General features: G+C 65.0%; 14 protein-coding genes. 9 read left to right on the plus strand and 5 right to left on the minus strand.

The features are described 5' to 3' along the window. Positions 1-5 precede the first annotated feature (5 nt). Together B5D13_RS03835 and B5D13_RS03840 are read right to left on the minus strand one after the other, a co-directional pair. Positions 6-4,775 carry a 2-hydroxyacyl-CoA dehydratase gene (locus tag B5D13_RS03835; protein ID WP_078687007.1) on the minus strand — a complete coding sequence of 1,590 codons (4,770 nt, stop codon included), beginning with the start codon at positions 4,773-4,775 and terminating at the stop codon, positions 6-8. Further along, positions 4,768-5,484 carry a TetR/AcrR family transcriptional regulator gene (locus B5D13_RS03840; RefSeq protein ID WP_078687008.1) on the minus strand — a complete coding sequence of 239 codons (717 nt, stop codon included), beginning with the start codon at positions 5,482-5,484 and terminating at the stop codon, positions 4,768-4,770. Before B5D13_RS03840 ends, B5D13_RS03835 begins: the two co-directional genes overlap by 8 nt. Positions 5,485-5,844: 360 nt before the next feature. Between B5D13_RS03840 and B5D13_RS03845 the strand changes: the two genes are divergently transcribed. Then, positions 5,845-6,708, plus strand: coding sequence for an ABC transporter substrate-binding protein (locus B5D13_RS03845; protein WP_078687009.1), 864 nt, complete (start codon positions 5,845-5,847; stop codon positions 6,706-6,708). Between the two features lie 99 nt (positions 6,709-6,807). After that, complete coding sequence (locus B5D13_RS03850) at positions 6,808-7,653, plus strand: ABC transporter substrate-binding protein (RefSeq protein WP_078687010.1); 846 nt, start codon at positions 6,808-6,810, stop codon at positions 7,651-7,653. Positions 7,654-7,815: 162 nt separating this feature from the next. Here the strand turns inward: B5D13_RS03850 and B5D13_RS03855 are convergent, their stop codons facing one another. Both B5D13_RS03855 and B5D13_RS03860 read right to left on the minus strand, forming a co-directional pair. Next, positions 7,816-8,538: a DUF554 domain-containing protein gene (locus B5D13_RS03855; protein WP_234970676.1), complete on the minus strand. Its 723-nt coding sequence runs from the start codon at positions 8,536-8,538 to the stop codon at positions 7,816-7,818. Between the two features lie 254 nt (positions 8,539-8,792). Then, positions 8,793-12,047, minus strand: a complete 3,255-nt coding sequence (locus tag B5D13_RS03860) for a DEAD/DEAH box helicase (protein ID WP_078687012.1) — start codon at positions 12,045-12,047, stop codon at positions 8,793-8,795. A 408-nt stretch (positions 12,048-12,455) separates the two neighbouring features. Between B5D13_RS03860 and B5D13_RS03865 the strand changes: the two genes are divergently transcribed. Then, positions 12,456-13,148 (plus strand): iron-sulfur cluster assembly scaffold protein, encoded by a 693-nt coding sequence (locus B5D13_RS03865; protein WP_078687013.1) that lies wholly within the window; start codon positions 12,456-12,458, stop codon positions 13,146-13,148. 19 nt (positions 13,149-13,167) lie between these two features. After that, a complete protein-coding gene (locus B5D13_RS03870; RefSeq protein ID WP_078687014.1) occupies positions 13,168-14,184 on the plus strand; it encodes a GGGtGRT protein in 1,017 nt (338 codons plus the stop codon). Positions 14,185-14,355: 171 nt separating this feature from the next. On the opposite strand, the gene B5D13_RS03875 is transcribed toward B5D13_RS03870, so the two are convergent. Continuing rightward, positions 14,356-15,123, minus strand: coding sequence for a MurR/RpiR family transcriptional regulator (locus B5D13_RS03875; RefSeq protein ID WP_159443985.1), 768 nt, complete (start codon positions 15,121-15,123; stop codon positions 14,356-14,358). A gap of 210 nt (positions 15,124-15,333) precedes the next feature. Here B5D13_RS03875 and B5D13_RS03880 point away from each other — a divergent pair, with 210 nt between their 5' ends. The 5 genes from B5D13_RS03880 (at position 15,334) to B5D13_RS03900 (ending at position 23,147) form a co-directional block, all read left to right on the plus strand. Continuing rightward, positions 15,334-16,659, plus strand: a complete 1,326-nt coding sequence (locus B5D13_RS03880; RefSeq protein ID WP_078687016.1) for a 6-phospho-alpha-glucosidase — start codon at positions 15,334-15,336, stop codon at positions 16,657-16,659. 63 nt (positions 16,660-16,722) lie between these two features. Then, positions 16,723-18,294 (plus strand): PTS transporter subunit EIIC, encoded by a 1,572-nt coding sequence (locus B5D13_RS03885; RefSeq protein WP_078687017.1) that lies wholly within the window; start codon positions 16,723-16,725, stop codon positions 18,292-18,294. 9 nt (positions 18,295-18,303) lie between these two features. Beyond that, complete coding sequence (locus B5D13_RS03890; RefSeq protein ID WP_078687018.1) at positions 18,304-18,819, plus strand: PTS sugar transporter subunit IIA; 516 nt, start codon at positions 18,304-18,306, stop codon at positions 18,817-18,819. A gap of 242 nt (positions 18,820-19,061) precedes the next feature. Beyond that, positions 19,062-20,972 (plus strand): fructose-1,6-bisphosphatase, encoded by a 1,911-nt coding sequence (locus B5D13_RS03895; RefSeq protein ID WP_078687019.1) that lies wholly within the window; start codon positions 19,062-19,064, stop codon positions 20,970-20,972. Between the two features lie 120 nt (positions 20,973-21,092). Continuing rightward, positions 21,093-23,147 (plus strand): YgiQ family radical SAM protein, encoded by a 2,055-nt coding sequence (locus B5D13_RS03900; RefSeq protein ID WP_234970678.1) that lies wholly within the window; start codon positions 21,093-21,095, stop codon positions 23,145-23,147. Positions 23,148-23,150: the final 3 nt, after the last annotated feature.

Genomic DNA, 23,150 nt, shown 5'->3' on the forward strand with positions numbered 1-23,150 from the left:
GGCGACTACCTCACGCCGGCCTTGCGCTTGGCCTCCTCGATGGCGTCCAGCTGCTCGGCAGACAGGTGGATCCTGCCCTCGCCGCGGCCGACCGTGACGCCGCCGTCCTCGTCGACCAGCGTGCCATAGGCGGCGTAGCCGCCCGAGACGGACGCGCCCTCGTTCACGACGTGGTCGTCGAGCTCTCCCTTGCGGCGCAGGTGCGCGCCGCGCGCGGTGGAGGAAAACGACGGCCTCTGCAGGTCATCGCCCTTGAGCGTGAAGGACCCTCCCCTCTTGTAGTTCTCCTTGGCAACCGAGATCATTAGCTTGATGCGATTGAGCTGGTTGACCTCCGAGGCGCCGGGGTCGTAGTCGACGGCGACGATGTTGCTCTCGGGGTGCATCTGGCGCAGGCGCTTGATGACCGACTTGCCCACGACGTGGTTGGGCAGGCAAGCGAACGGCGACGCGCAGACGATGTTGGGCGTGCCGCTCTCGATTAGCTCAACCATCTCGGCAGTCAGCAGCCAGCCCTCTCCCATGGTGTTGCACAGCGACAGGATGCTCTCGGCCTTCTTGCCCAGGTCCATGATGCCGCCGTAGGGCTCAAAGCGATCGGACTTCCTGAGCATCTTGTTGATGGGCTCTCGCATGCCTTCAATCAGCTTGATGCCGGCGGCGTGCGTCAGGCGGCTCGAGGCCTTGGTGCCCAGCTCGTCCTTCATGTTAATCTGGTTGGAGGTGCCGAAGAGGAAGAAGTCCACCAGACCGGGGACGTCGGCCTCGCAGCCCTCGCCCTCGATGACCTTGACGACCTCATTGTTGGCCGTCGGGTGGAACTTGACCAGGATCTCGCCGACGACGCCGACGCGCGGCTTGGTGCGGTCGGCCTCGAGCGGCAGCTGGTCGAAGCGGCGGACGGTATCCTCGCACAGCTCGTAGAACGACCTGCGGCTGGCGCGCGGGATCAGCGTCTTGGCGCGGCTCATGAGACTGTCGTACAGCCGGTCCGCCGAGCCCTTCTCGGCCTCGTAGGGACGCACGCGGTACAGGCACTTCATGATGAGGTCGCCGTACAGAAGCGCGTAGATCGCGCGCTTGACGAGCTTGGGCTGCAGGATGTTGAAGCCGGGGTTGTCCTCGTCCAGGCCGCCGGCGACCGACAGCGAGATGACGGGCACGTTCTCGTGGCCGGAGTCCTTCAGGGCCTTGCGGATGAGCGCGATGTAGTTGGTCGCGCGGCAGCCGCCACCGGTTTGCGAGATCAGGACCGCGGTTCGGCTCAGGTCGTACTTACCCGAAAGGATGGCCTCCATGATCTGGCCGGTGACCAGAATCGACGGGTAGCAGATGTCGTTGTTCACGTACTTCAGGCCCGTGTCGACCGCGGCGTGGTCGACGGAGGGCAGCAGCACCACATTGTAGCCCGAGGACTTCAGGAGCGCCTCGACGATCTCGAAGTGGATGGGGCTCATCTGCGGCGCGAGGATGGTGTAGCCCTCGGCCTGCATCTCCTTGGTGTAGCGCACCTTCTTGAAGGCAGCGCTGGCGGCCTCACGGTAGACAGGCACGCGGCGGCTCAGATCGGTGCGGCGGGCCTTCTCGAGCGAGCCGTCAGCCATGCGCACGTCGACCGGGATAGCCTCGACGGCGGTGCCCGCGGCGGTCTTGCGCTCGAGCTCGGCGCGCTCCTCCTTGAGAGCGGCCATCAGCGAGCGCACGCGGATGCGGGCGGCGCCAAGGTTGGACACCTCGTCGATCTTGAGGACGGTGTAGATCTTGCCGGACCCCTCGAGGATCTCCTGCACCTGGTCGGTGGTGAGAGCGTCCAGGCCACAGCCGAAGGACTGGAGCTGGATCAGGTCGAGGTCATTGCGGGCCGCGACGAAGCGGGCCGCGCGGTACAGGCGGCTGTGGTACATCCACTGGTCGACCACGCGGATGGGGCGCTCGGGCCCCATCTTGTGGGCGACGGAGTCCTCGGTCAGGACCGCGAAGCCGAACCCCTGCAGCATCTCGGGAATGGCGTGGTTGATCTCGCCGTCGTTGTGGTACGGGCGGCCTGCGAGCACGATGCCGTGGGCGTCGTTGTCCTCAATCCACTCCAGAACCTCGTCGCCCTTGCGGTGCATCTGGTCCTTGAACGCGAGGTCCTCCTCCCAGGCGGCGTTAACGGCGGCGTCAACCTCGGCGCGGGTGATGTCGCTTCCTGTGAAGCGTCCCTTGCCGTTTGCGGCGTCAGCCTTGCGCTGCACCTGGACGAGCTCGTACAGGCGGCGCTTGAGCTCACTCTTCTTGTCGTACGGGATGAAGGGGTCCATGTACTCGACGGCAGGATCGCTCAGCTCGTCGACGTTGAGGCCCAGCGCCTGAGGGTAGCTCATGACGATCGGGCAGTTGTAGTGGTTGCCCGCCGTCTTGTCCTCCTGGCGCTCCCAGCGGATGCAGGGCATCCAGATGAAGTCGGGGTCCTTCTCCAGAAGGTTCATGATGTGGCCGTGGCTGAGCTTGGCCGGGTAGCAGACGGACTCGGAGGGCATCGACTCGGTGCCGGCCTCGTAGGTCTTGCGCGTGGTGGGGTCGCTCAGCACGACCGAGAAGCCCAGCTTGGTGAAGAACGTGTGCCAGAAGGGGTAGTTCTCGTACATGTTGAGGGCGCGAGGGATGCCCACGGTGCCGCGCGGAGCGCTGTCCGCGGGAAGGCTCTCGCGGTCGAACAGCAGCTTGTTCTTGAAGGCGAACAGGTTCGGGGCCTTGGACTGCTGGCTCTTGGGCTTGCCCGAGCCCTTCTCGCAGCGGTTGCCCGTGACGAAGCGGCGGCCGTTGCCGAAGGAATTGATGGTGAGCAGGCAGTTGTTGGAGCAGCGACCGCAGTGGGCGTTGGTGTGCTTCACCTGCAGGTTGTCGATCTGCTCGCGTGAGAGCAGCTCCGAGGTGCCTGCCGCGCCCGCGCGGTCGCGGGCCAGGAGCGCCGCGCCGTAGGCACCCATGACGCCGGCGATGTCGGGGCGGATGACCTCGCGGCCGGTCAAGAGCTCGAAGGCGCGCAGGGTGGCGTCGCTCATGAAGGTGCCGCCCTGGACGACCACGTACCTGCCGATCTCGTCGTAGTCACGCAGCTTGATGACCTTGAAGAGCGCGTTCTTGATGACGGAGTAGGAAAGGCCCGCGGCGACGTCGCCGATGGTCGCGCCCTCCTTCTGCGCCTGCTTGACGCGGGAGTTCATGAAGACGGTGCAGCGGCTGCCCAGGTCGACGGGCCTCTCGCCGCCCACGGCCGCGCGGGCGAACTCGCGAACGTCCATGCCCATCGAGTCCGCAAAGTTCGCAATGAACGAGCCGCAGCCCGACGAGCACGCCTCGTTGAGGCTGATGTGCTCGATGATGCCGTTCTTGACCTGCAGGCACTTCATGTCCTGGCCGCCGATGTCCAGGATGAAGTTGACGTCGGGCACGAAGGCCTTGGCGCCACGCAGGTGCGCGACGGTCTCAATCTCGCCGGAGTCCGCACCGAGGGCCTCGATCAGGATGCCCTCGCCGTAGCCGGTGGTCGTGACGTGGCCGATCACGCAGTCGTCGCTCAGGTGGTCGTAGATGTCGTCCATGATCTTGCGGGCGGTGCCCAGGACGTCGCCGTTGTTGTTGTCGTACCAGGTGTAGAGAAGTTCGCCCTCCTCGCCCACGACGGCGGCCTTCATCGTGGTGGAGCCTGCGTCGAGGCCGATGAACACGCGGCCGTGGTAGCCATCGAGCGTGCCCTTGGGAACGACCTCCTTGTCGTGGCGCTCCTTGAAGGCGGCATAGTCCGCCTCGGTGGCGAACAGCGGGTCGAGGCGCTCGACCTCGGAGCCCTGGGTGTCGCCCAGGTTCTTGAGGTCCTCGATGACCTCCGAGAAGGTCACGTACTTATTGGACTCGCCGGCAAGCGCTGCGCCCGTCGCGACGAACAGATGGGCGTTCTGCGGGATGACGCGGTGCTCCTCGTCCAGGTTGAGGGTCAGGTAGAAGCGGTGGCGCAGCTCCGAGAGGTACTGAAGCGGGCCGCCCAGGAAGGCGACGTAGCCGCGGATGGGGTGGCCGCAGGCGAGGCCCGAGATGGTCTGGTTGGCAACCGCCTGGAAGATGGAGGCGGCCACGTCCTCGCGCGCCGCGCCCTCGTTGAGCAGCGGCTGGACGTCAGACTTGGCGAACACGCCGCAGCGCGACGCTATGGGATAGATGTGCTGCGCGCCCTTGGCCAGCTCGTTGAGGCCGGAGGCGTCGGTCTCCATAAGCGAGGCCATCTGGTCGATGAACGCACCGGTGCCGCCGGCGCAGGTGCCGTTCATGCGCTGCTCGATGCCATTGTCGAAGTAGATGATCTTGGCGTCCTCGCCGCCCAGCTCGATGGCGCAGTCGGTCTGCGGGATGAGCGCCTCGACCGCGTGCTTGGACGCGATGACCTCCTGCACGAACTCCACGTCGAGCCACTGGGCCAGCAGCATGCCGCCGGAGCCTGTGATGGAGACGCGCATGGGGGCGTCGCCCAGCACGGCGCGGGCCTTCTCGAACACCTGCGCGGCCGTGGCCTTGACGTCGGTGTGGTGGCGCTCGTAGTTGGCGTAGACCAGGTTGTCGCTGTCGTCGATAACGGCGAGCTTGACCGTGGTGGAGCCGACGTCGATGCCCAGGCGCAGGTTCGCATGGGTCAGGTCGATGCGCCTCTTGGGCCTCAGCTCGGCCTCGAACTGCTCGAGCTCGATCGGCTGCTTGCTCTCGACCTGGGCCTTCGTGGAGTCAGAGTGGTTAGTCATCAAGGATCCCCTTCATCTTGAGTGCCGCGACCGCGATGGTCGGGATGTTGAACTCGATGGTCTTGCCGTAGAGGTCGCCGGGGCGGACGAACATGAGCGCCGTCATGACGCGGGCCATGACCTCGACGTTCTCGCGCATGCCACTGGTGAGCCAGCGCACGAGCACGCCGACCTCGGCGGATATCGCATAGGTGAGGTAGTAGTCGAAGAACGCCCCCACGGCCAGCGAGTCGATGCCCTCGGAGGCGCGGCTCTCGACCGTCTCACGCACCATCTGCTCGAGGCGCTTGGCGAACGCGGGGTCGCCGCCGTTTCCCAGAAGCGCCGCAAGGTAGCTGCCGCGCTTCTTGAAGTAGTTGAGCAGCTCGATGGAGCCGGGGCAGGGCTCGAAGCGCCCGATGGACTCCTGGAGGTCGTCCAGATGGGTCGCCGCGATCTTCTCGACCAGCCCGCGCGCCTCGCAGATCGTCTCGTGCTCGATGGCGAAGACTAGGTCGGGAATGTCGCGGAAGTGCGAGTAGAACGTGCGACGGGTGACGCCGGCCCGGTCGCTCACGGCGGTCACCGTGACCTGCGAGAGGTCGCCGATCTCCTCGATCTCGCGCGCCAGGGCGTCGCGCAGGGCACGCCGGGTGCGCGTCGTGCGCCTGTCGGGCGCCGACGCGGCCGCGTCCGGAAGCGGCGAGCCGCCTTGCATGGGCCATTGCATCTTGTGGTGCTCCGTTCCTTCACAGGCTGTGCAGTTTTACACAGCCTGTGAAGTATTGCACAGGGTGAGAAGGAACGCTGCCCCGCTCGGACGACTTCCACAGACGAACCATGATGGCGGACATGGCCCCACAACATGCAGAATCACTCTTTTGTTATGCGTAACGGTGCTGTTTTGAAACATCGACTTTCGGTATGTTTGCATTTCTCATACCTGTTTATAACGCCTTTGTTACGGCTTTGCGATTGATTGCGCGGGACGCGCACGGCGGGCGCAAACTTTCCTGCAACGCACGGAGCAACCCCCGGGCGCAGGCAGGCGACCGAACGGCCGCGAAAGCAAATAGGGACGGAGACCCACATGGCTGACATCACACGCAAGAACCACCCGCTCGACGCCCACGTCTCGCGACGAAACTTTGTCGCCCTCTGCGGAGCGGGAGCAGCCGGACTGGGCCTCGCCGCATGCGGCGCGCAGCCGTCCGGTGACGGGTCCGCAGACTCCGCCAAGAGCGAGAGCGGCTACACCCTCGTCGAGGAGGGCAAGCTCATCGGCGTCTCCGACATGGCCTATCCCCCGCTGGAGTCCATTCCCGACGGCGGCAGCGAGCCCGAAGGTTTCGAGATCGACATGATGGACGCCCTCGCAAAGAAGCTCGGCCTCCAGATGAAGTGGCTGCCAGCGACTAAGTTCGACACGATAATCCCGCTGATCAAGCAGGGCGGGAAGGCCGACGTGGGCGTCTCGGCGTTCACGATCACCGACGAGCGCAGGCAGGAGATCGACTTCACCGACTCCTACCTCGACTCCAACCAGGGCCTGGTGGCCCCCAAGGCCGCCGGCGAGCTGAGCGAGGAGAAGCTCAACGTCGCGGGCACCCAGATTGCGGTCCAGTCCGGCACTACCGGCGAGGCCTGGGTGAAGGAGAACCTCCCCGAGGCCACCTGCGTGCCCCTGGACGACGCCATCCAGGCGATGACCGGCGTCCAGACGGGGCTCTACGCGGCCTGCGTAGCGGACCTGCCCGTCATGTCCTACTTGTGCAAGGAGTCCTACACCGACCTGCAGGTCGCCATCGAGATCCCCACGGGCGAGCAGTACGGCATCGTAGTGAGCAAGGACAACCAGCAGCTGACCAAGGACCTCGACAAGGCCATCGCCGAGATGCAGAGCGACGGCACCATGGACGAGCTCCAGCAAAAGTGGTTCGGCACCACGCTCTAGCGCAGGGCCGCCCCAGGCACCGGCGCGTCCGGCGCCGACAGCCAAACAGCCAATCAACTACCAGAGCCCGCCGCGCGCGGGGTTGGGAGAAACAGCAACATGAACTCGAACGCACTTTCCCGCAGGAACTTCGTCCAGCTCGTCGGCCTCGGCCTCGCCGGCATGGGGGCCGCCGGCCTGGCGGGCTGCGCCGGCCAGAGCGCCCCGGCGGACTCGTCCGCCAAGGACGACGACGGCTTCAAGCTGGTCGAAGACGGCAAGCTCACGCTCGTCTCCAACTTCTACTTCCCGCCCTTCGTCTCGATGAACGAGAAGACCGGTGACTACGAGGGCTTCGACGTCGACCTCTACAAGGCCATCTGCGAGAAGCTCTCGCTCGAGCCCAACATCCTGCCGACGGTTCAGTTCGACACCATCATCCCGACCATCAAACAGGGCGGCAAGGCCGACGTCTCGCTGGGCGCGATCACCATCACCGACGCCCGCGAGCAGGAGATCGACTTCAGCGACCCATACCTCGACTCCAACCAGTCCATCGTCGTGCGCAAGGACGCGACCGCGACGACCGCCGAGCAGCTCAACGCCGACGGCATGCAGATTGCCGTCCAGGGCGGCACCTCCGGCGAGGAGTGGGCGAAGGAGAACCTTCCCAAGGCGACCATCGTCCCTCTGGACGACATCATCCAGGCGCTGACCGGCGTACAGTCCAACCTGTACGCGGCCTGCATCACCGACCTGCCCGTCTCGAGCTACGAGATCAAGATCGCCTACAGCGACCTCATGATTCCCGAAGGCGGCGAGATTCCCACCGGCGAGCAGTACGGCGTCGTCATCAGCAAGGACCAGCCCGGCCTTACCAAGGCAATCAACAAGGCCCTCGCCGACATCCAGAGCGACGGCACCATGGACTCCCTGCAGCAGAAGTGGTTCGGCCAGACCCTCTAGCGCAGACGCCCCGGCGGCGCCAGCGGCTCGGCAGCGCCGCCCGCAGGCGACCATAGGCACAAGCAACGCCCCGGGCCCGTCCAGATGGACGGGCCCGGGGTGCCTTGGTTGCAGAGGCCTTCAATTGCGGAGAAGCGCCCCCTCTCGGCATCACGACCTTCGCTACAGCAGGCCGAGCGCCGTCATCACGGGAACGAGCGCGATGGGCATGAAGGCCGCAGGCAGCATGTTGGCGACCTTGAGGTCGGTCAGCTTCAGCAGGTTCAGACCGACAGCGAGCAGCAGGAGCGAGCCGGTGACGGCAATCTCGGTGATGACCGCCTGGGTCAGGAGACCGCCGAGCGCTGCCGCAAGGAGGCTGAGCACGCCCTGGTAGACGAAGACGCTCACTGCGACAAAGGGCACGCCGATGCCCATGGTGGCCGCGAAGGGGATGCAGACGACGAGGTCGATCAGGCCCTTGGCGATCAGGGTGGCGTGGTCGAGCTGGATGCCGGACTGCAGCGAGCCCACGATGCCCATGGCGCCGGTGCAGCAGAACAGCGTCGCGTTGACGAAGCCCTGCGAGAAGCTGCCCAGGCGCTTGCTGCCCGCGAACGCCGCGTTCAGGCGGCGCTGTGCCCAGTCGCCCAGGCGGTTGACGGCGCCGTCGAGGTCGATGAGGTAGCCGACGAGGCTTCCCAGCGCGACGGCCAGGGTGACCACGACGATGCTGCCGCCCGAGGCCATGCCCTGCACGCCGACGAGCACGACGCAGAGGCCCTGCCCCTTCAGGAGGAAGTCTCCCAGGTCGTCGGAAACGTGACTCTTGAACACGAGGCCAATCAGGCCGCCGACGGCAGCCTCCACGGCGTTGATGAGGGCACCAAGCAGAACCACGGGCACTTCTCCCCTTCTGAATATTGGATAGGATGTCGCCTGCAGACGAGATAGCTGTACGGAGACTGTCTGAGGATACGCCCCGGGCGGCCCCGCGGGGAGGGCGGCGGGACACTTCACCGTCAGAACAGACGGGCGGGCGGCCCGCGTGGGGCCGGCCGCCGAGAGCGGCTCGCGTCGCCCCGACCAGTCACCGGGACCAGTAGCCCAGATCAGTCGCCGGGACCAGCTGCCGGGACTGGCCGCAGGGGTCGCTCGGGCTAGTCGCCCAGAAGCTCGATGAGGTCCTCCTTGCGAAGCGAGCCCAGCGAGCTGCCGCCGCCCTCGCCGACCACCTGCTCGGCCAGGTCGGACTTGGCCTCCTGCAGCGCCAGGATGCGGTCCTCGATGGTGTCGCGGGCGATGACCTTGTAGACCGTAACGTCCTTGGTCTGGCCGATGCGGTGGGCGCGGTCGGTCGCCTGGTTTTGCGCGGCCGCGTTCCACCAGGGGTCCGCGTGCACGACGACGTTCGCGCCCGTCAGGTTGAGGCCGGTGCCCCCCGCCTTGAGCGAGATCAGGAACACGGGCGTGTCGTCCTTGTTGAAAGCGTTGACCAGCTTTATGCGGCGCTTCTTGGGCGTGGCGCCGGTGAGGACGTAGTAGCTCACGCGACTCTCGTCGAGCTTCCGCGCAATGACGTCCAGGTAGCTCGTGAACTGCGAGAAGACAAGCATCTTCTGCTGCGCGTCGACCGACGCCGAGACGAGGTCCATGATCGCGTCGAGCTTCGCGGAGCCGCCCTCGTAGTCCTCGTAGACCAGGGCGGGGTCGCAGCAGATCTGCCTGAGCCTCATGAGCTCGGCGAGGATCTCCATGCGGTCCTTGCCGAACACGTTGTCGCGGCTCTTGGACAGCGCCACGCGAAGCGCCTGCTCGTGGGCGTGGTAGAGCTTGCGCTGCTCGCCATCGAGCTCCGCGTAGACCACCTGTTCCAGCTTGTCGGGGAGGTCGGTCAGGACCTCGTCCTTGCGGCGGCGCAGCACGAAGGGCGCGACGGTCTCGGAAAGAAGGCGGGCCGCGCTCTCGTCGCCGTCCAGGATGGGCTGCTCGTAGCGCTCGCGGAAGCGGTCATAGGAGGCCAGGAAGCCAGGCATGAGGTAGTCGAAGATGCTCCAGAGCTCGCTCACACGGTTCTCGATGGGCGTGCCCGTGAGCGCAAAGCGGTTCCTGGCGGGGACCAGCTTCACGGTCCTCGCGATGAGGGTGTCGCGATTCTTTATGTACTGCGCCTCGTCGAGCACCTCGCACCAGAAGTCCATCTTCGAGTAGTCCTCGATGTCGCGGCGCAGAAGCTCGTAGGAGGTGATGTAGACGTCGTACCAGTTTTCCTGCCGCAGCTCGGCGCGCTCCTCGGCGCCGCCGGCCACCAGGGCCACGTTCAGCGAGGGCGCGAACTTCTTGATCTCGGAGCGCCAGTTGTAGACCAGGGACGCAGGGCAGACGATGAGCGCAGGCCCCTCCTCCCTTCGGGCCAGCAGCAGCGAGATCATCTGCAGCGACTTGCCCAGGCCCATCTCGTCGGCCAAGATGCCGCCGAAGCCCATGTCACAAAGGGCGCTCAGCCACTGGAAGCCCGCCTTCTGGTATGGGCGCAGGATAGGCGCGACGGATGCGGGCGGCTCGTAGACCGAGGGGTCCACCGCATGGAAGTTATCGATGTAGGTCGAGAAGGACAGGTCCTTCTGGGCGTCCGGGACCATCGAGTCGAGGATGAACGCCTTGTAGGAGGGGATCTCGACCGAGCCGCGGGCAAGGTCCTCGGAGGTGAGACCCAGCTCGTCGGCCAGCTCGACAGCCTCGCTCAGGTCGACACGCGAGAGGTCGACGAAGGAGCCGTCCGCAAGGCGGTGGAAGCGACGGTGCTGGCGGTAGCTGTCCAGCAGCGCGTAGAGCTCGTTGAGCGGGAGGTCCTCCGCCGAGACCGTGAGGTTGATGAGCTTGGCGCGCACCGAGAGGCCCATGGTGATGCGGGGCGTGGCGGTGGCGGCGAGGCGGTCGTAGGACTCGGTCGTGATGACCGTACCCACCTTCCGAAGCTCGGCCATGCCCTCGAAGACGAAGCGCGCCATGGCGTCGGGGTCGTCGTCGGGAATGCGCGCTACGGAGCTCGTGGCGCCCAGCGTGAAGAAGCGGCCCACGAGAGCGCGGGCGTCAGCCTCGCCCACGACGTCGCGACCGGACTCGATGCTCTCCCCCACCTCGCGTCGGGCGATGTGGTAGCTTGACTCGCCATAGATTGCCAGCACGTCGCAGGTGATTCCCCCGCGCGCGTGGCCGATGCGGAACTCGAGCTCAAGGGGGTCGGGGCGCAGGTCGTCAAGCTCGTCGGGAACATGCACCTTGAAAGTGCGCTCGAGCGAGGGCAGCACGGCCTCCGCGAAGCGGGGCGCGTCGCCGCGAGAGAGCATGAGGTGGCTTGCCACGTTGCCGTAGACGTTGGTCATGAAGTTCGCCACGTCATTCAGGCGGGACGTGCAGCGGAAGAGCCTGTCGTCCTGCACGGCGTAGAGAAGGCCATCGGACGTGAAGAAGTCGGCCTCGCCCTCGCGGACGATCTCGAAGGCGCCGTCGTCTTTCGTCTCGAAGCCGATGCCCACGTCGGGGTCGCCCTGGCAGACGGTCACGGCGCGCTTTCGCACGACCGCGCCGGAGGGGCTCATGCCGTCGATGATGACCCGGCGCCCCATCATGAAGTCCACCAGCTCGTCGATCTCGGGCCCGGTGAGGCGCATCTGGCGCCCGATCTTGACCTTGCCGCTGCCCGGCCCGCCGTTGCGGCCGTGGCCGCCGGAGCGCTCGGCCGCAAACGCGCGGCGGTTCTGAACCGCGCGCAGGACGAACGAGGCGATCTTGGCGCTGGTGGGCTCGAACATGTCGAGAGTGTGGGTAAAGGCGAGGCAGGTGCCATACGTGTGGTAGCTCCCCCTGGCCAGGTGGTCGGCGAACTCGCTCACGCTGGTGATGACGTAGGACCCCGAGGCCCCGATGATGCGCAGCCGCAGGCAGACGTCGCCCTCGCAGTACAGCGTGGGCTCAAGCACGATGCTGCCCGAGGCCGGCTTCTTGCGCGGCACCCTGAGCCGCGGCTTGCGAACGCTGGACTCGATGTAGGAGCTCAGGGCCGACGAGGTGTAGACCTGGTCGACGTGGCCAAAGCCCTCATAGTCATGGGCGTGCTCGTTGAAGTCGAGCACCAGGGCGACGCAATGCTTGCACGCCCCCTTGAAGCGTCCGGACCAGGAGCAGTTGCAGGTGCACTCGACCACCGAGTCGGCCGACTCGTCGAGTACGACGCACGCCTCGTAGTGGTCCTGGTCGTCGACGGAGCCGTCGACGTTCGCGGTCAGGACCGTGTTGCCGCCCTCGTAGGCGCAGGTGCGGTGCCATATTGCTCCCCGCCGTTCGGCAAGGGTCTCGGCGCGGTTCAAAACTGAGTTGCGAGTCACGCGCGCAAGAGCTTCCCTAGAGATCACCGAAGCTGCCTCCAAACGATAAACATACATGTTGTGCAGGCAATTCATGCGTCACCCACACAGAGGGGAAAGACCTGGGCAAGACGTCCGGACCCTTCCCTCACATAACTTGTGCATCTGTCTAGACTAGCGCGTTTTGGGGTGTCGGCCGGTCTCTTTTTGATTGAGCGGCCAGGGCCGCAAGCCGCGACGCGGGGGGCGCTTCTCGGCGGCGCTCTCTATGCAAATGACTACATAGCGTTGTCCATTTACGCGCGGGAATGTCTTTTTTGCCCCATCTGAGCCGTCAACCGTCGATTTGCTGCCGTCTGGAATAAAATATTCTCCGTCTGCCATAAGGTCAGACAACACCGGACAGATGCGCTCGGGGAAGGGCCCAGGGCGCTTTATGTGGTGGAGAGGAGAACCATGCAGTATTCCGCAGAAGTGGAGAAGATGTGCCCCGTCACCAAGGGCGCATACCACGGACCTGCACCCATCCCCGAGGAGGGCAAGTGGGTTCAGGCGAAGCAGATCAGCGACATTGCCGGCTACACGCACGGCATTGGCTGGTGCGCACCCCAGCAGGGCGCCTGCAAGCTCAGCCTCAACGTTAAGGAAGGTGTCATCGAGGAGGCCCTGGTCGAGACCATCGGCTGCTCCGGCATGACGCACTCCGCAGCAATGGCCGCAGAGATCCTCCCGGGAAAGACCATCCTCGAGGCTCTGAACACCGACCTTGTCTGCGACGCCATCAACGTTGCAATGCGCGAGCTCTTCCTGCAGATCGTCTACGGCCGCACGCAGACCGCCTTCTCTGAGGACGGCCTCCCCGTCGGCGCTGGCCTCGACGACCTCGGCAAGGGCCTCCGCTCCATGGTGGGCACCACCTACGGCACCAAGGCCAAGGGTGCTCGTTACCTCGAGCTGGCTCAGGGCTACGTCACGCACCTCGCCCTCAACGAGAACAACGAGATCATCGGCTTCGAGTTCCTCAACCTCGGCAAGTTCACCGATGCCATCAAGTCTGGCACCGATGCCAAGCAGGCCGTCGAGGACGCTATGGGTCGCTATGGCCAGTGGGACAACCCCGCCAAGGTCATCGATCCCCGCGAAGAGTAGAGAAAGGAGCTGAGCATACATGGCAGTTACGTTCGAAGGCTATGAGCGTCGCATCGATAAGATCAACGAGACGCTGGCAAAGTACGGCATCGCTGACCTCGAGGAAGCCCTCAAGCTCTGCACCGACAAGGGTTTCAACCCGTATGACATCACCGAGGATGTCCAGTCCATCGCGTTCGAAAACGCCAAGTGGGCTTACACGCTCGGCTGCGCTATTGCTCTGAAGAAGGCCGAGAAGGGCGAGGTCACCAACGCCTCCGAGGCAGCCGCCGCCATCGGCGAGGGCCTGCAGGCCTTCTGCGTCCCCGGCTCCGTGGCCGAGGACCGCAAGGTCGGTCTCGGCCACGGCAACCTGGGCGCAATGCTGCTCGGCGAGGACACCGAGTGCTTCGCGTTCCTGGCTGGCCACGAGTCCTTCGCAGCCGCTGAGGGTGCCATCGGCATCGCCAACAACGCCAACAAGGCCCGCAAGAAGCCGCTGCGCGTCATCCTCAACGGCCTCGGCAAGGATGCGGCCCAGATCATCGCCCGCATCAACGGCTTCACCTACGTCCAGACCCAGTTCGACTACTTCACGGGCGAGCTGAAGGTCGTCAAGACGATCCCGTACTCCGATGGTCCCCGCGCCAAGGTCAACTGCTACGGCGCCGACGACGTCCGCGAGGGCGTTGCCATCATGTGGCACGAGAACGTTGACATCTCCATCACCGGCAACTCCACGAACCCGACCCGCTTCCAGCACCCCGTTGCGGGCACCTACTTCAAGGAGCGCACGCTGGCTGGCAAGAAGTACTTCTCCGTCGCCTCTGGTGGCGGCACCGGCCGTACGCTGCACCCGGACAACATGGCTGCCGGCCCCGCCTCTTACGGCATGACCGACACCATGGGCCGCATGCATTCCAGCGCCCAGTTCGCCGGCTCCTCCTCCGTCCCCGCGCACGTCGACATGATGGGCCTGATTGGCATGGGCAACAACCCCATGGTCGGCTGTACCGTCGCCTGCGCCGTCGCTGTCGAGGGCGCCATCAAGGCCTAGGTTCGCATCGAACCCTGAGCCCCCTTGGACTCACGAGACCCGTCACCTTGGTGGCGGGTCTTTTTCTGTTACGGCCCCTCGCGAGGCGAGAATAGTACGGCGCCGACCGAACTGCGACGGCACACCGGTCGCCTCTTTCTGCGCGCAGCCCCAGCCGCGCGAGCCCCTGCCCTACTCGCCCGCAGCCTCCACGGCGGACGCACGCTTAGAGCACAGCTGGAAGTAGCGTTCGAAGACCGTCTCCATCACGTAGTAGAAGCAGAGCCTGCTGGTCAGGTCCATGCTGTCGTAGACGATGTGCTTGTCCATGGCGTAGAGCGCAATGTCAGCCTGCTTGGCAAGCTTGTTCTTCGAGAGTCCCGTCAGCGTGATGAGGGTCGCGCCGTGGGACTTTGCGATGGCGGCCGCCTCGACCGACAGCCTGGTCTGTCCGGTCACGCTCACCACGAACACCACGTTGGGAGCCTCCGCGCGCTTGGCGGCATGACGCATCACGTGGCGTTCGGTGTAGACGACCGAGTCCTTACCCATAATCGTGAGGCGCCGGCTCATGTCCTCGCACGGAAGCGCCGAGAGTCCCGACGCGAAGAAGTCCACGCGCCGCGCACCGTCCAGGGCGTGCACCACCTGGTCCACGACCTCGTCGTTGAGCAGCTCGTGGGTGCGGATGATCTGCTCGTCCAGACTCGTGCGCTCCATGACAAAGCCAGCCTCCTGAAGGGAGAGCAGGTACGAGGTCTTGAGGTCGTTGAACCCCTTGTATCCCAGCTTGTGCGCCAGGCGCGTGATGGTGTTGGGCGCGACGTAGAAGTGGTCCGCGAGAGAGCGGGCCGTCAGCTCTCCCACACCCTCCTTGCTCGCAATAACGTAGCGGAGAATGTCCGCATCCAGGTCGTTGAGCTTTTCGGCGTTCTCCGCGACGGCCTCATAGAATTCCACGAGCGCTCCAGTCATCCGATGTGTATGGATACACAGACCTGTGTCACAACTCAAAAAGTGTATCGCCGAGCCGAATGGCTATGCAACCCGCACTTTTCTTGCACCCATACGGTAAAACGGATTGCGTCGCGGCGAGACGAAATCCCGGGAGCGTCAACACTGCCGCATTGCTGAAAGCAAATGGCTCCAAACCAAGGAAAGTGGTTTTCGATGAAGGACAAGCTCAACATCGTTATCGTCGGCGGCGGCTCCACCTGGTGCCCCGGCATCCTCAAGTCGCTCACCAAGCACCAGGACATCTTCCCGCTCAACCGCGTAATCATGTTCGACACGGACGCAGAGCGCCAGGCCGTGATCGGCGAGTTCGGCAAGATCCTGTTCCGCGAGGAGGCCCCCGAGGTCGAGTTCGACTACACAACCGACAAGGACGTGGCATACGAGGATGTCGACTTCGTTCTGTGCCAGATTCGTACCGGCGGCTACGACATGCGCTCCAAGGACGAGAAGATCCCCCTGCACATGGGCCTCATCGGTCAGGAGACCGTCGGTGCCGGCGGCATGGCCTATGGCATCCGTTCAATGACCGACATGATCGAGATCGTTAAGGACGTCCGTGCCCACAGCCCCAAAGCCTGGATCATCAACTACACCAACCCCGCAGCGCTCGTGGCCTACGGCCTGCAGAAGGCCTTCCCAAAGGAGGACCACATCCTCAACATCTGCGATCAGCCCGTCAATCTGCTGCGCTCCTATGGTCGTCTGCTGGGCCGCGACTCAAGCGAGTTCGAGCCCGTCTACTTCGGCCTGAACCATTTCGGCTGGTTCACGCACCTCTACGACAAGGACGGCGTCGACCTCGTCCCGACCATCAAGAAGTTCGTTAAGGAGAACGGCTTCAAGCCGGTCGACGCCGAGCAGCGCGACCAGTCCTGGCTCGACACCTACGCGATGGTCGCCGACATGCTCCAGGACTTCCCCGACTACCTGCCCAACACCTACCTGCAGTACTACCTCTATCCCAAGTACAAGCTCGCTCACCTCGACCCCGACTACACCCGCAGCGACGAGGTCATCAACGGGCGCGAGAAGCGCGTCTTCGCCGAGTGTCGCCGCGTCGCCGAGGTCGGCACCGCCAAGGACTCCTCGGTAGTCCAGAATGACGCGCACGGCGACATGATCGTCGAGGTCTCCTCGGCCATCTACCGCAACACGCGCCAGACCTTCATCGTCATGGTCAAGAACGACGGCATCGTCAAGGACTTCCCGGACGACGCGATGGTCGAGGTCGCGGCAAGCGTCGGCGTAAACGGCCCCCAACCCTACGCCGTCGGCGAGATCGGCACCTTCTACCACGGCCTAATGGTCAACCAGTACTCCTACGAGCGCCTTGCGATCGAGGCCTACTTCGAGCACTCCTACGAGAAGGCGCTCCAGGCCCTCACGCTCAACCGCCTCGTCAACGACGCCAAGGACGCCCGCGCCATCCTCGACAAGCTCATCGAGGCCAACAAGGACTACTGGCCCGAGCTCAGCTAGTCGCCCACGTGCGGAAGGCACGGCAAACCTAAGATTCAGTGGAGAGTAGTGAGAGGAATCAAGATGAATAAAGAAGAGGTGCTTGGAAAGTTCCAGCGCTTGGGCAAAGTCCTCATGACGCCCGTGCTCATCCTGCCTATCGCTGGCATCCTCGTTGGCCTGGGCAACGCGTTCACGAGCAAGTCGCTTATCGCCGTGGCACCCTGGCTCGGTACCATCGTGCCGACCATGATCTTCACGCTCTGCAAGGTCGCAGGCAACGTGGTCATGGGCAACATCCCCGCAATCTTCGCGATCTGCGTCGCCTACGGCTTCGCGAAATCCGAAAAGGCCACAGCCGCGCTCTGCGGCTTCCTGGGCTACATGACGATGAACACCGTCATGGGAACCTTCCTGACCACCACGGGCGTCATCGACCCCGCGAACCTCGCCACCGGCCAATCCTCCATCCTGGGCGTGAGCACGCTCGACACCGGCGTCATCGGCGGCCTCGCAGTCGGCGCGCTCGTCGCCTGGCTGCACAACCGCTACTACAAGATCGAGCTTCCGCCCGTGCTGTCCATCTTTAACGGCACCCGTTTCATCCCCGCGGTCACGCTCCTCTTCTGCACCGTGCTCGGCCTTCTGATGTCCTTCATCTTCCCGCCCATCCAAGGCGCCCTGGGCATGCTGAGCGAGTTCATCCGCAGCACCGGCGCGCTGGGTAGCTTCGTCTACGGCGCGGCCGAGAGGCTCCTGCTCCCCTTCGGCCTGCACCACTTCGTGTACCTGCCCTTCATGTTCACCAGCCTGGGCGGCACTGCCACCATCGACGGTATGGACCTGACAGGCGCGGTGAACATCTACAACGCCATCCTCAACTCCAGCAGCACGCCCTTTGACATCGAGGTCAGCCGCTTCGTCATGAACGGCAAGGTCATCTTCGCGATGTTCGGCCTCACAGGCGCGGCACTCGCCTTCTACCGCACCGCTCTGCCCGAGAACAAGAAGAAGGTCGGCGCGCTCATGATTGCCGTCGTCATCCCCTGCTTCTTCATGGGCATCACCGAGCCGATCGAGTACTCGTTCCTGTTCATCGCCCCCGTCCTCTACGTCTTCCACGCAGTCATGGCAGGCCTCGCCTACGCCCTCACCTACCTGTTGAACTTCAACGTCGCCGGTTCCGCGGCATTCGGCGGCCCGTTCCTCTCGCTGGTGTTCAACGGCATCCTGGGCGCTGGCAAGGGCTCCAACTGGCAGGTCATCCTGATCCTGGGCCCCGCCTACTTTGCAGCCTACTACTTCGCCTTCAAGGCCATCATCCTCAAGAAGGGCCTCAAGACGCCGGGCCGCGAAGACGCCTCCGACGAGGACGACGCTCCCCAGGCGACCGTAAGCAGCACCGAGATCAGCAAGGTCATCCCGCAGATCATCCAGGCCGTCGGCGGCGCGCAGAACATCAAGAGCGCCGACGCCTGCTTCACCCGCCTGCGCCTGCAGCTGAACGACATGGACAAGGTTGCAGACGACGGCGTATTCACCCGCGACCTGGGCGCCAACGGCATCGTCCACGTGAGCGGCGGCGTACAGATCGTCTACGGCAACAAGGCCTCGCTCTACGCCACGCAGATGCGCGAAGCCCTCGAGCAGGAGTAGTGACCGGCCATGTTCATCAGGAACCCCTTCTCTCGCTCGCGGCTAGTCACCACCAAGACTGACGGCAAGGCTCCCACAGGCGTCAGCATCGTCAGTCCCGCGACCGGCGAGGCAGAGCCCTTGGAGAAGTGCTCGGACGAGGTGTTCGGCAAGGGCATGATGGGCCCCGGCGCCCTCATCATCCCCAGCGAGGGCAAGATCTTCTCGCCCGTCGACGGCAAGATCGAGGTGCTCTTCGACACGCTCCACGCCTTCGGCTTCAAGACCCCCGAAGGATGCGAGGTCATGCTGCACGTGGGCATCGACACCGTCGAGCTCGGCGGCGCCCCGTTCGTGGCCCACGTCGCCCAGGGCGACACCGTCCGCAAGGGCGACCTGCTGCTCGACATGGACCTCTCGGCCATCGAGGCCGCGGGCAAGAGCAGCGAGACGCTCGTAATCGTGACCGACGCGCACGGCAAGCAGGTCAGCCTCACCAACAACGGCTCCGTGCAGGCGGGCGACCCCATCCTGAGCGTCGCGTAGCCGCACGCGCCCAACAGTCCCCCACCCCCCTGCGAGGCCCCGCTCCGGCGGGGCCTTTCGCTTTCGCAGAAGTGCCACGCCCACAGGCCCGCCACAACTCGGGCCGTGCGGGGCCCGCCGCCGTGGCGTCGGGCCCCCTAGTCGAAACACACGGCCCCTCCATACACGCCCCGCATAGAATGTGCTCGCCAATGCATACGAATCGGCGCACCAACGCAGCGCAGTCACAGCAAGGAGCATGAATGGGTGTAATGTCGGGCAACTTCACCGAGGACCTCCGGTTCAGCAAGCTGCTAGCACGCGAGTTTTCCAACAGGCAGTCCGCCATCAGCGAGATCATCAACCTCGAGACCATCCTCACCCTTCCCCGCGGCACCGAGCACTTCGTGAGCGACATCCACGGCGAGCACGAGGCGTTCATACACATCCTCAACAACTGCTCCGGCGTCATCCGAGAGCAGATTCGCGTCATCTTTGACGGCGAGCTGGACGACCATGGACAGGAGGAGCTGCGTACCCTGGTCTACTACCCGCGCGAGAAGCTCGAGCGCATCCACGCGCACGGCCTCGCGACCGACGAGTGGTACCAGGTGAACCTGTACAACCTGGTGCGCCTGGCGCGCTGGATCGCCGGCAAGTACACGCGCTCCAAGGTGCGCAAGTCGATGCCACGCGAGTACGCCTACATACTGGACGAGCTCATGCACGCCACCCGCGACGAGGAGAAGGTCCGCCACGAGTACCACCAGTCGATCCTCCGCTCCATCGTGGGCACGGGCGCGCAGGACGACTTCGTCGAGGCGCTGGCCACACTCATCAAGCGCCTGGCCGTCGACCGCCTGCACGTGGTGGGCGACATCTACGACCGCGGCCCGCACGCGGACCGCATCATCCACGACCTCAAGAACCACCCCTCCGTCGACATCCAGTGGGGCAACCACGACATCGCCTGGATGGGAGCCGCCTGCGGGTCTCTGGCCTGCATCTGCTCCATCGTGCGCACCTGCGTGCGCTACGACACGCTGGACATCCTCGAGAGCGCCTACGGCATCTCCCTGCGCAAGCTGGCGCTGTTCGCAGACGCCACCTACCGCCACGACGACGCCGTCGCACCCATGGAGAAGGCCATCGACGTCATCCTCTTCAAGGTCGAGGGCCAGACCTTCCGCCGCCATCCCGACTGGCGTCTCTCGAGCCACAGGCTGCTGCTCGACAAGATGGACCTCGCCCGCGGCGTCGTGAACGTCAACGAAACCGAGTGGCCGCTTTCGACCACCGACTTCCCCACTGTCGACCCGAAGGACCCCTTCGCGCTCTCGCCCGAAGAGGAAGAGCTGCTCCACGGCATCGCGCAGGCCTTCGGCGAGAGCGGCCGCCTGCGCCGCCACATCTCGTTCTTCTACGAGCGCGGCTCGCTCTACCTGGTCCGCGACGGCAACCTGCTGTTCCACGGCTGCATCCCCATGGCGAAGGACGGGTCCTTCTCGCGCGTGATGTGCAACGGCGAGCTGCTGAGCGGCCGGGCCTACATGGACTTCTGCGACCACGTGGCGCGCCGTGCCTGGTCCCAGGGCGACCAGGACGCCCTCGACTGGATGTACTACCTGTGGTGCGGCGCGCACTCGCCGCTCTCGGGCCGCGTGGTCAAGACCTTCGAGCGCGCCTTCGTGCCCGACAAGGCCGCATGGGAGGAGCCGCGCAACCCCTACTACGAGCTCAGCAACGACGAGCGGGTCTGCGAGCGAATACTGGCGGAGTTCGGGCTGGCGGGGCCAACCTGCCGCATCATCAACGGCCACACGCCGGTAAAGGCGTCCTCGGGCGAGAGCCCCGTACGCGCGAACGGCCGCAAGCTCGTGATTGACGGCGGCTTCTGCAAGGCCTACCACAAGAAGACGGGCATCGCCGGCTACACGCTGGTCTCGGGCTCGCACGACATGCGCATCAAGGCGCACCGCCCCTTCGACGGCATCGATTCCGCCCTGGACGACAACGCCGACATCATGAGCGAGAGCGACGTCATCTGCCGCTACGACCACCAGGTGCTCGTCGCCGAGACCGACCGCGGCGACGACATCCGCGAGCGCATCGAGGACCTCTCGCACCTGGTGGCGGCCTACCGCGAGGGACTGATCGTCGAGAAGTACGACTAGCCCTTCTCGGGCGCCCCCCTTGCGGGCGTCTGGCACGGAGCCACCACCGGCAACCCGTATAATCGGGAAGAAACGCCACGGCCGTACATGCACGTCGCGCGGCCACACCAAAGGAGCGACATGAGCTTTCTTCCCGTCAGCAAGCAGGACATGGCCGAGCGCGGCTGGGACCAGTGCGACTTCGTCTACGTGTGCGGAGACGCCTACGTGGACCACAGCTCGTTCGGCATGGCCATCATCACGCGCACGCTCGAGGCGCACGGCTACAAGGTCGGCGTCATCTGCCAGCCAGACTGGAAGGACCCCCAGAGCGTCAGGGTGCTGGGCGAGCCGCGCCTGGGCTTCATGGTCTCGAGCGGCAACATGGACTCGATGGTCAACCACTACACCGTCGCCAAGCGCCGCCGCAGCAAGGACTTCTACTCCCCCGGCGGCGTCATGGGCCTGCGCCCCGACCACGCCACCGTGGTCTACTCGAACCTCATCCGCAGCCAGTACAAGCACGCGCCCATCATCCTGGGCGGCATCGAGGCGTCGCTCAGGCGCCTGGCCCACTACGACTACTGGTCGAACGACCTCAAGCGCTCCATCCTGCTCGACTCCGGCGCCGACCTGCTGATCTTCGGCATGGGCGAGAAGAGCGTGGTCGAGGTTGCCGACGCGCTCGACTCGGGCCTGCCCGTCAGCCAGCTGACATGGATCCACGGCACCGCATACAAGACGCGCAACCTGGCGGACCTCGACGACCCCGTCATCCTCCCCACCTGGGAGGAGCTGCGCGCAGACAAGCTCAACTATGCCCGCAGCTTCGGCATCCAGAGCAAGAACCTCGACCCCTTCAGCGCGCACACGCTGGTCGAGGGCTATCCCCACGACGTCTACGTGGTGCAGAACCCACCCAGCATGCCGCTCACCACGCAGGAGATGGACGAGACCTACGAGCTCCCCTACGAGCGCACCTACCACCCCATGTACGAGGGCAGGGGCGGCATCCCCGCCATCAAGGAGGTCAAGTTCTCCATCGCCAACAACCGTGGCTGCCTGGGGCAGTGCAGCTTCTGCGCGCTCAACTTCCACCAGGGCCGCATCATCCAGGCTCGCAGCCACGAGTCGATCCTGGCCGAGGCGCGCCTGATGACCAAGGACCCGGACTTCAAGGGCTACATCAACGACATCGCCGGCCCCACGGCGAACTTCCGCATACCTGCCTGCCAGAAGCAGCTCAAGGCGGGCGCCTGTGTGAATCGCCGCTGCCTGAGTCCAAAGCCTTGCCCCAACCTGCGCGTGACCCATAAGGACCTTGTCAAGCTCCTGCGAGAGCTGCGCGCCATCCCCGGCATCAAGAAGGTCTTCATCCGCAGCGGCATCCGCTTCGACTACGCCATGCTCGACCCCGACCGCAGCTTCATCGAGGAGATCGCCAAGTACCACACCTCGGGCCAGCTGCGCCTTGCGCCCGAGCACATCTCGGACGCCGTGCTCGAGGTCATGGGCAAGCCCAGCAACGATTCCTACCAGGCCTTCTGCAAGGAGTTCTACCGCATCAGCAAGCAGGCCGGAAAGGAGCAGTACGTTCTGCCCTACCTGATGAGCAGTCACCCGGGCTCCACCATGAAGGAGGCCGTCAAGCTTGCCGAGTTCTGCCGCGACCTGGGCTACAACCCCGAGCAGGTGTCCGACTTCTACCCCACGCCCTCGACGGTCTCGACCTGCATCTACTACACGGGCGTCGACCCGCGCACCATGCAGAAGGTCTACTGCCCCACCAACCCGCACGAGAAGGCCATGCAGCGCGCGCTGATCCAGTATCGCAACCCCAAGAACTACGACCTGGTGGTCGAGGCGCTCCACCGCGCGCACCGCGAGGACCTCATCGGCTACGGGCCCAAGTGCCTGGTCCGTCCCGACGGCCCGCACGGCCCGAGGCACGAGGGCGCCAAGGGCAAGGGCCCCAAGCGAGACGCCAAGGGACAGAAGGGCACGCCGGGCGAGAAGGGCAAGGCCCCCCAGCGCAAGCGCGGCAAGAGCGGCAGGCCCGCCAGGGGCGTGGGAGCGTCCCACGGCACCGGAACCAACCCCAAGCAGGGAATCTACGCGGCGCGCGGCAGGCACCACGGAAAGAAGGCGCGCGGAGCCGGCAACGGCCGCGCCGGCAGGCCCCAAGGCGGAAGGTAAGAC

It is taken from the genome of Olsenella sp. KH1P3 (assembly GCF_900167315.1).
GTDB lineage: Bacteria > Actinomycetota > Coriobacteriia > Coriobacteriales > Atopobiaceae > Olsenella_J > Olsenella_J umbonata_A.

Bases quoted from the DNA above. Each gene is read 5' to 3' on its own strand.
- B5D13_RS03865 (WP_078687013.1), top strand. From the start codon at position 12,456: ATGCAGTATTCCGCAGAAGTGGAGAAGATGTGCCCCGTCACCAAGGGC.
- B5D13_RS03890 (WP_078687018.1), top strand. From the start codon at position 18,304: ATGTTCATCAGGAACCCCTTCTCTCGCTCGCGGCTAGTCACCACCAAG.
- B5D13_RS03870 (WP_078687014.1), top strand. From the start codon at position 13,168: ATGGCAGTTACGTTCGAAGGCTATGAGCGTCGCATCGATAAGATCAAC.
- B5D13_RS03835 (WP_078687007.1), bottom strand. From the start codon at position 4,775: ATGACTAACCACTCTGACTCCACGAAGGCCCAGGTCGAGAGCAAGCAG.
- B5D13_RS03900 (WP_234970678.1), top strand. From the start codon at position 21,093: ATGAGCTTTCTTCCCGTCAGCAAGCAGGACATGGCCGAGCGCGGCTGG.
- B5D13_RS03895 (WP_078687019.1), top strand. From the start codon at position 19,062: ATGGGTGTAATGTCGGGCAACTTCACCGAGGACCTCCGGTTCAGCAAG.
- B5D13_RS03845 (WP_078687009.1), top strand. From the start codon at position 5,845: ATGGCTGACATCACACGCAAGAACCACCCGCTCGACGCCCACGTCTCG.
- B5D13_RS03885 (WP_078687017.1), top strand. From the start codon at position 16,723: ATGAATAAAGAAGAGGTGCTTGGAAAGTTCCAGCGCTTGGGCAAAGTC.
- B5D13_RS03840 (WP_078687008.1), bottom strand. From the start codon at position 5,484: ATGCAATGGCCCATGCAAGGCGGCTCGCCGCTTCCGGACGCGGCCGCG.
- B5D13_RS03850 (WP_078687010.1), top strand. From the start codon at position 6,808: ATGAACTCGAACGCACTTTCCCGCAGGAACTTCGTCCAGCTCGTCGGC.
- B5D13_RS03880 (WP_078687016.1), top strand. From the start codon at position 15,334: ATGAAGGACAAGCTCAACATCGTTATCGTCGGCGGCGGCTCCACCTGG.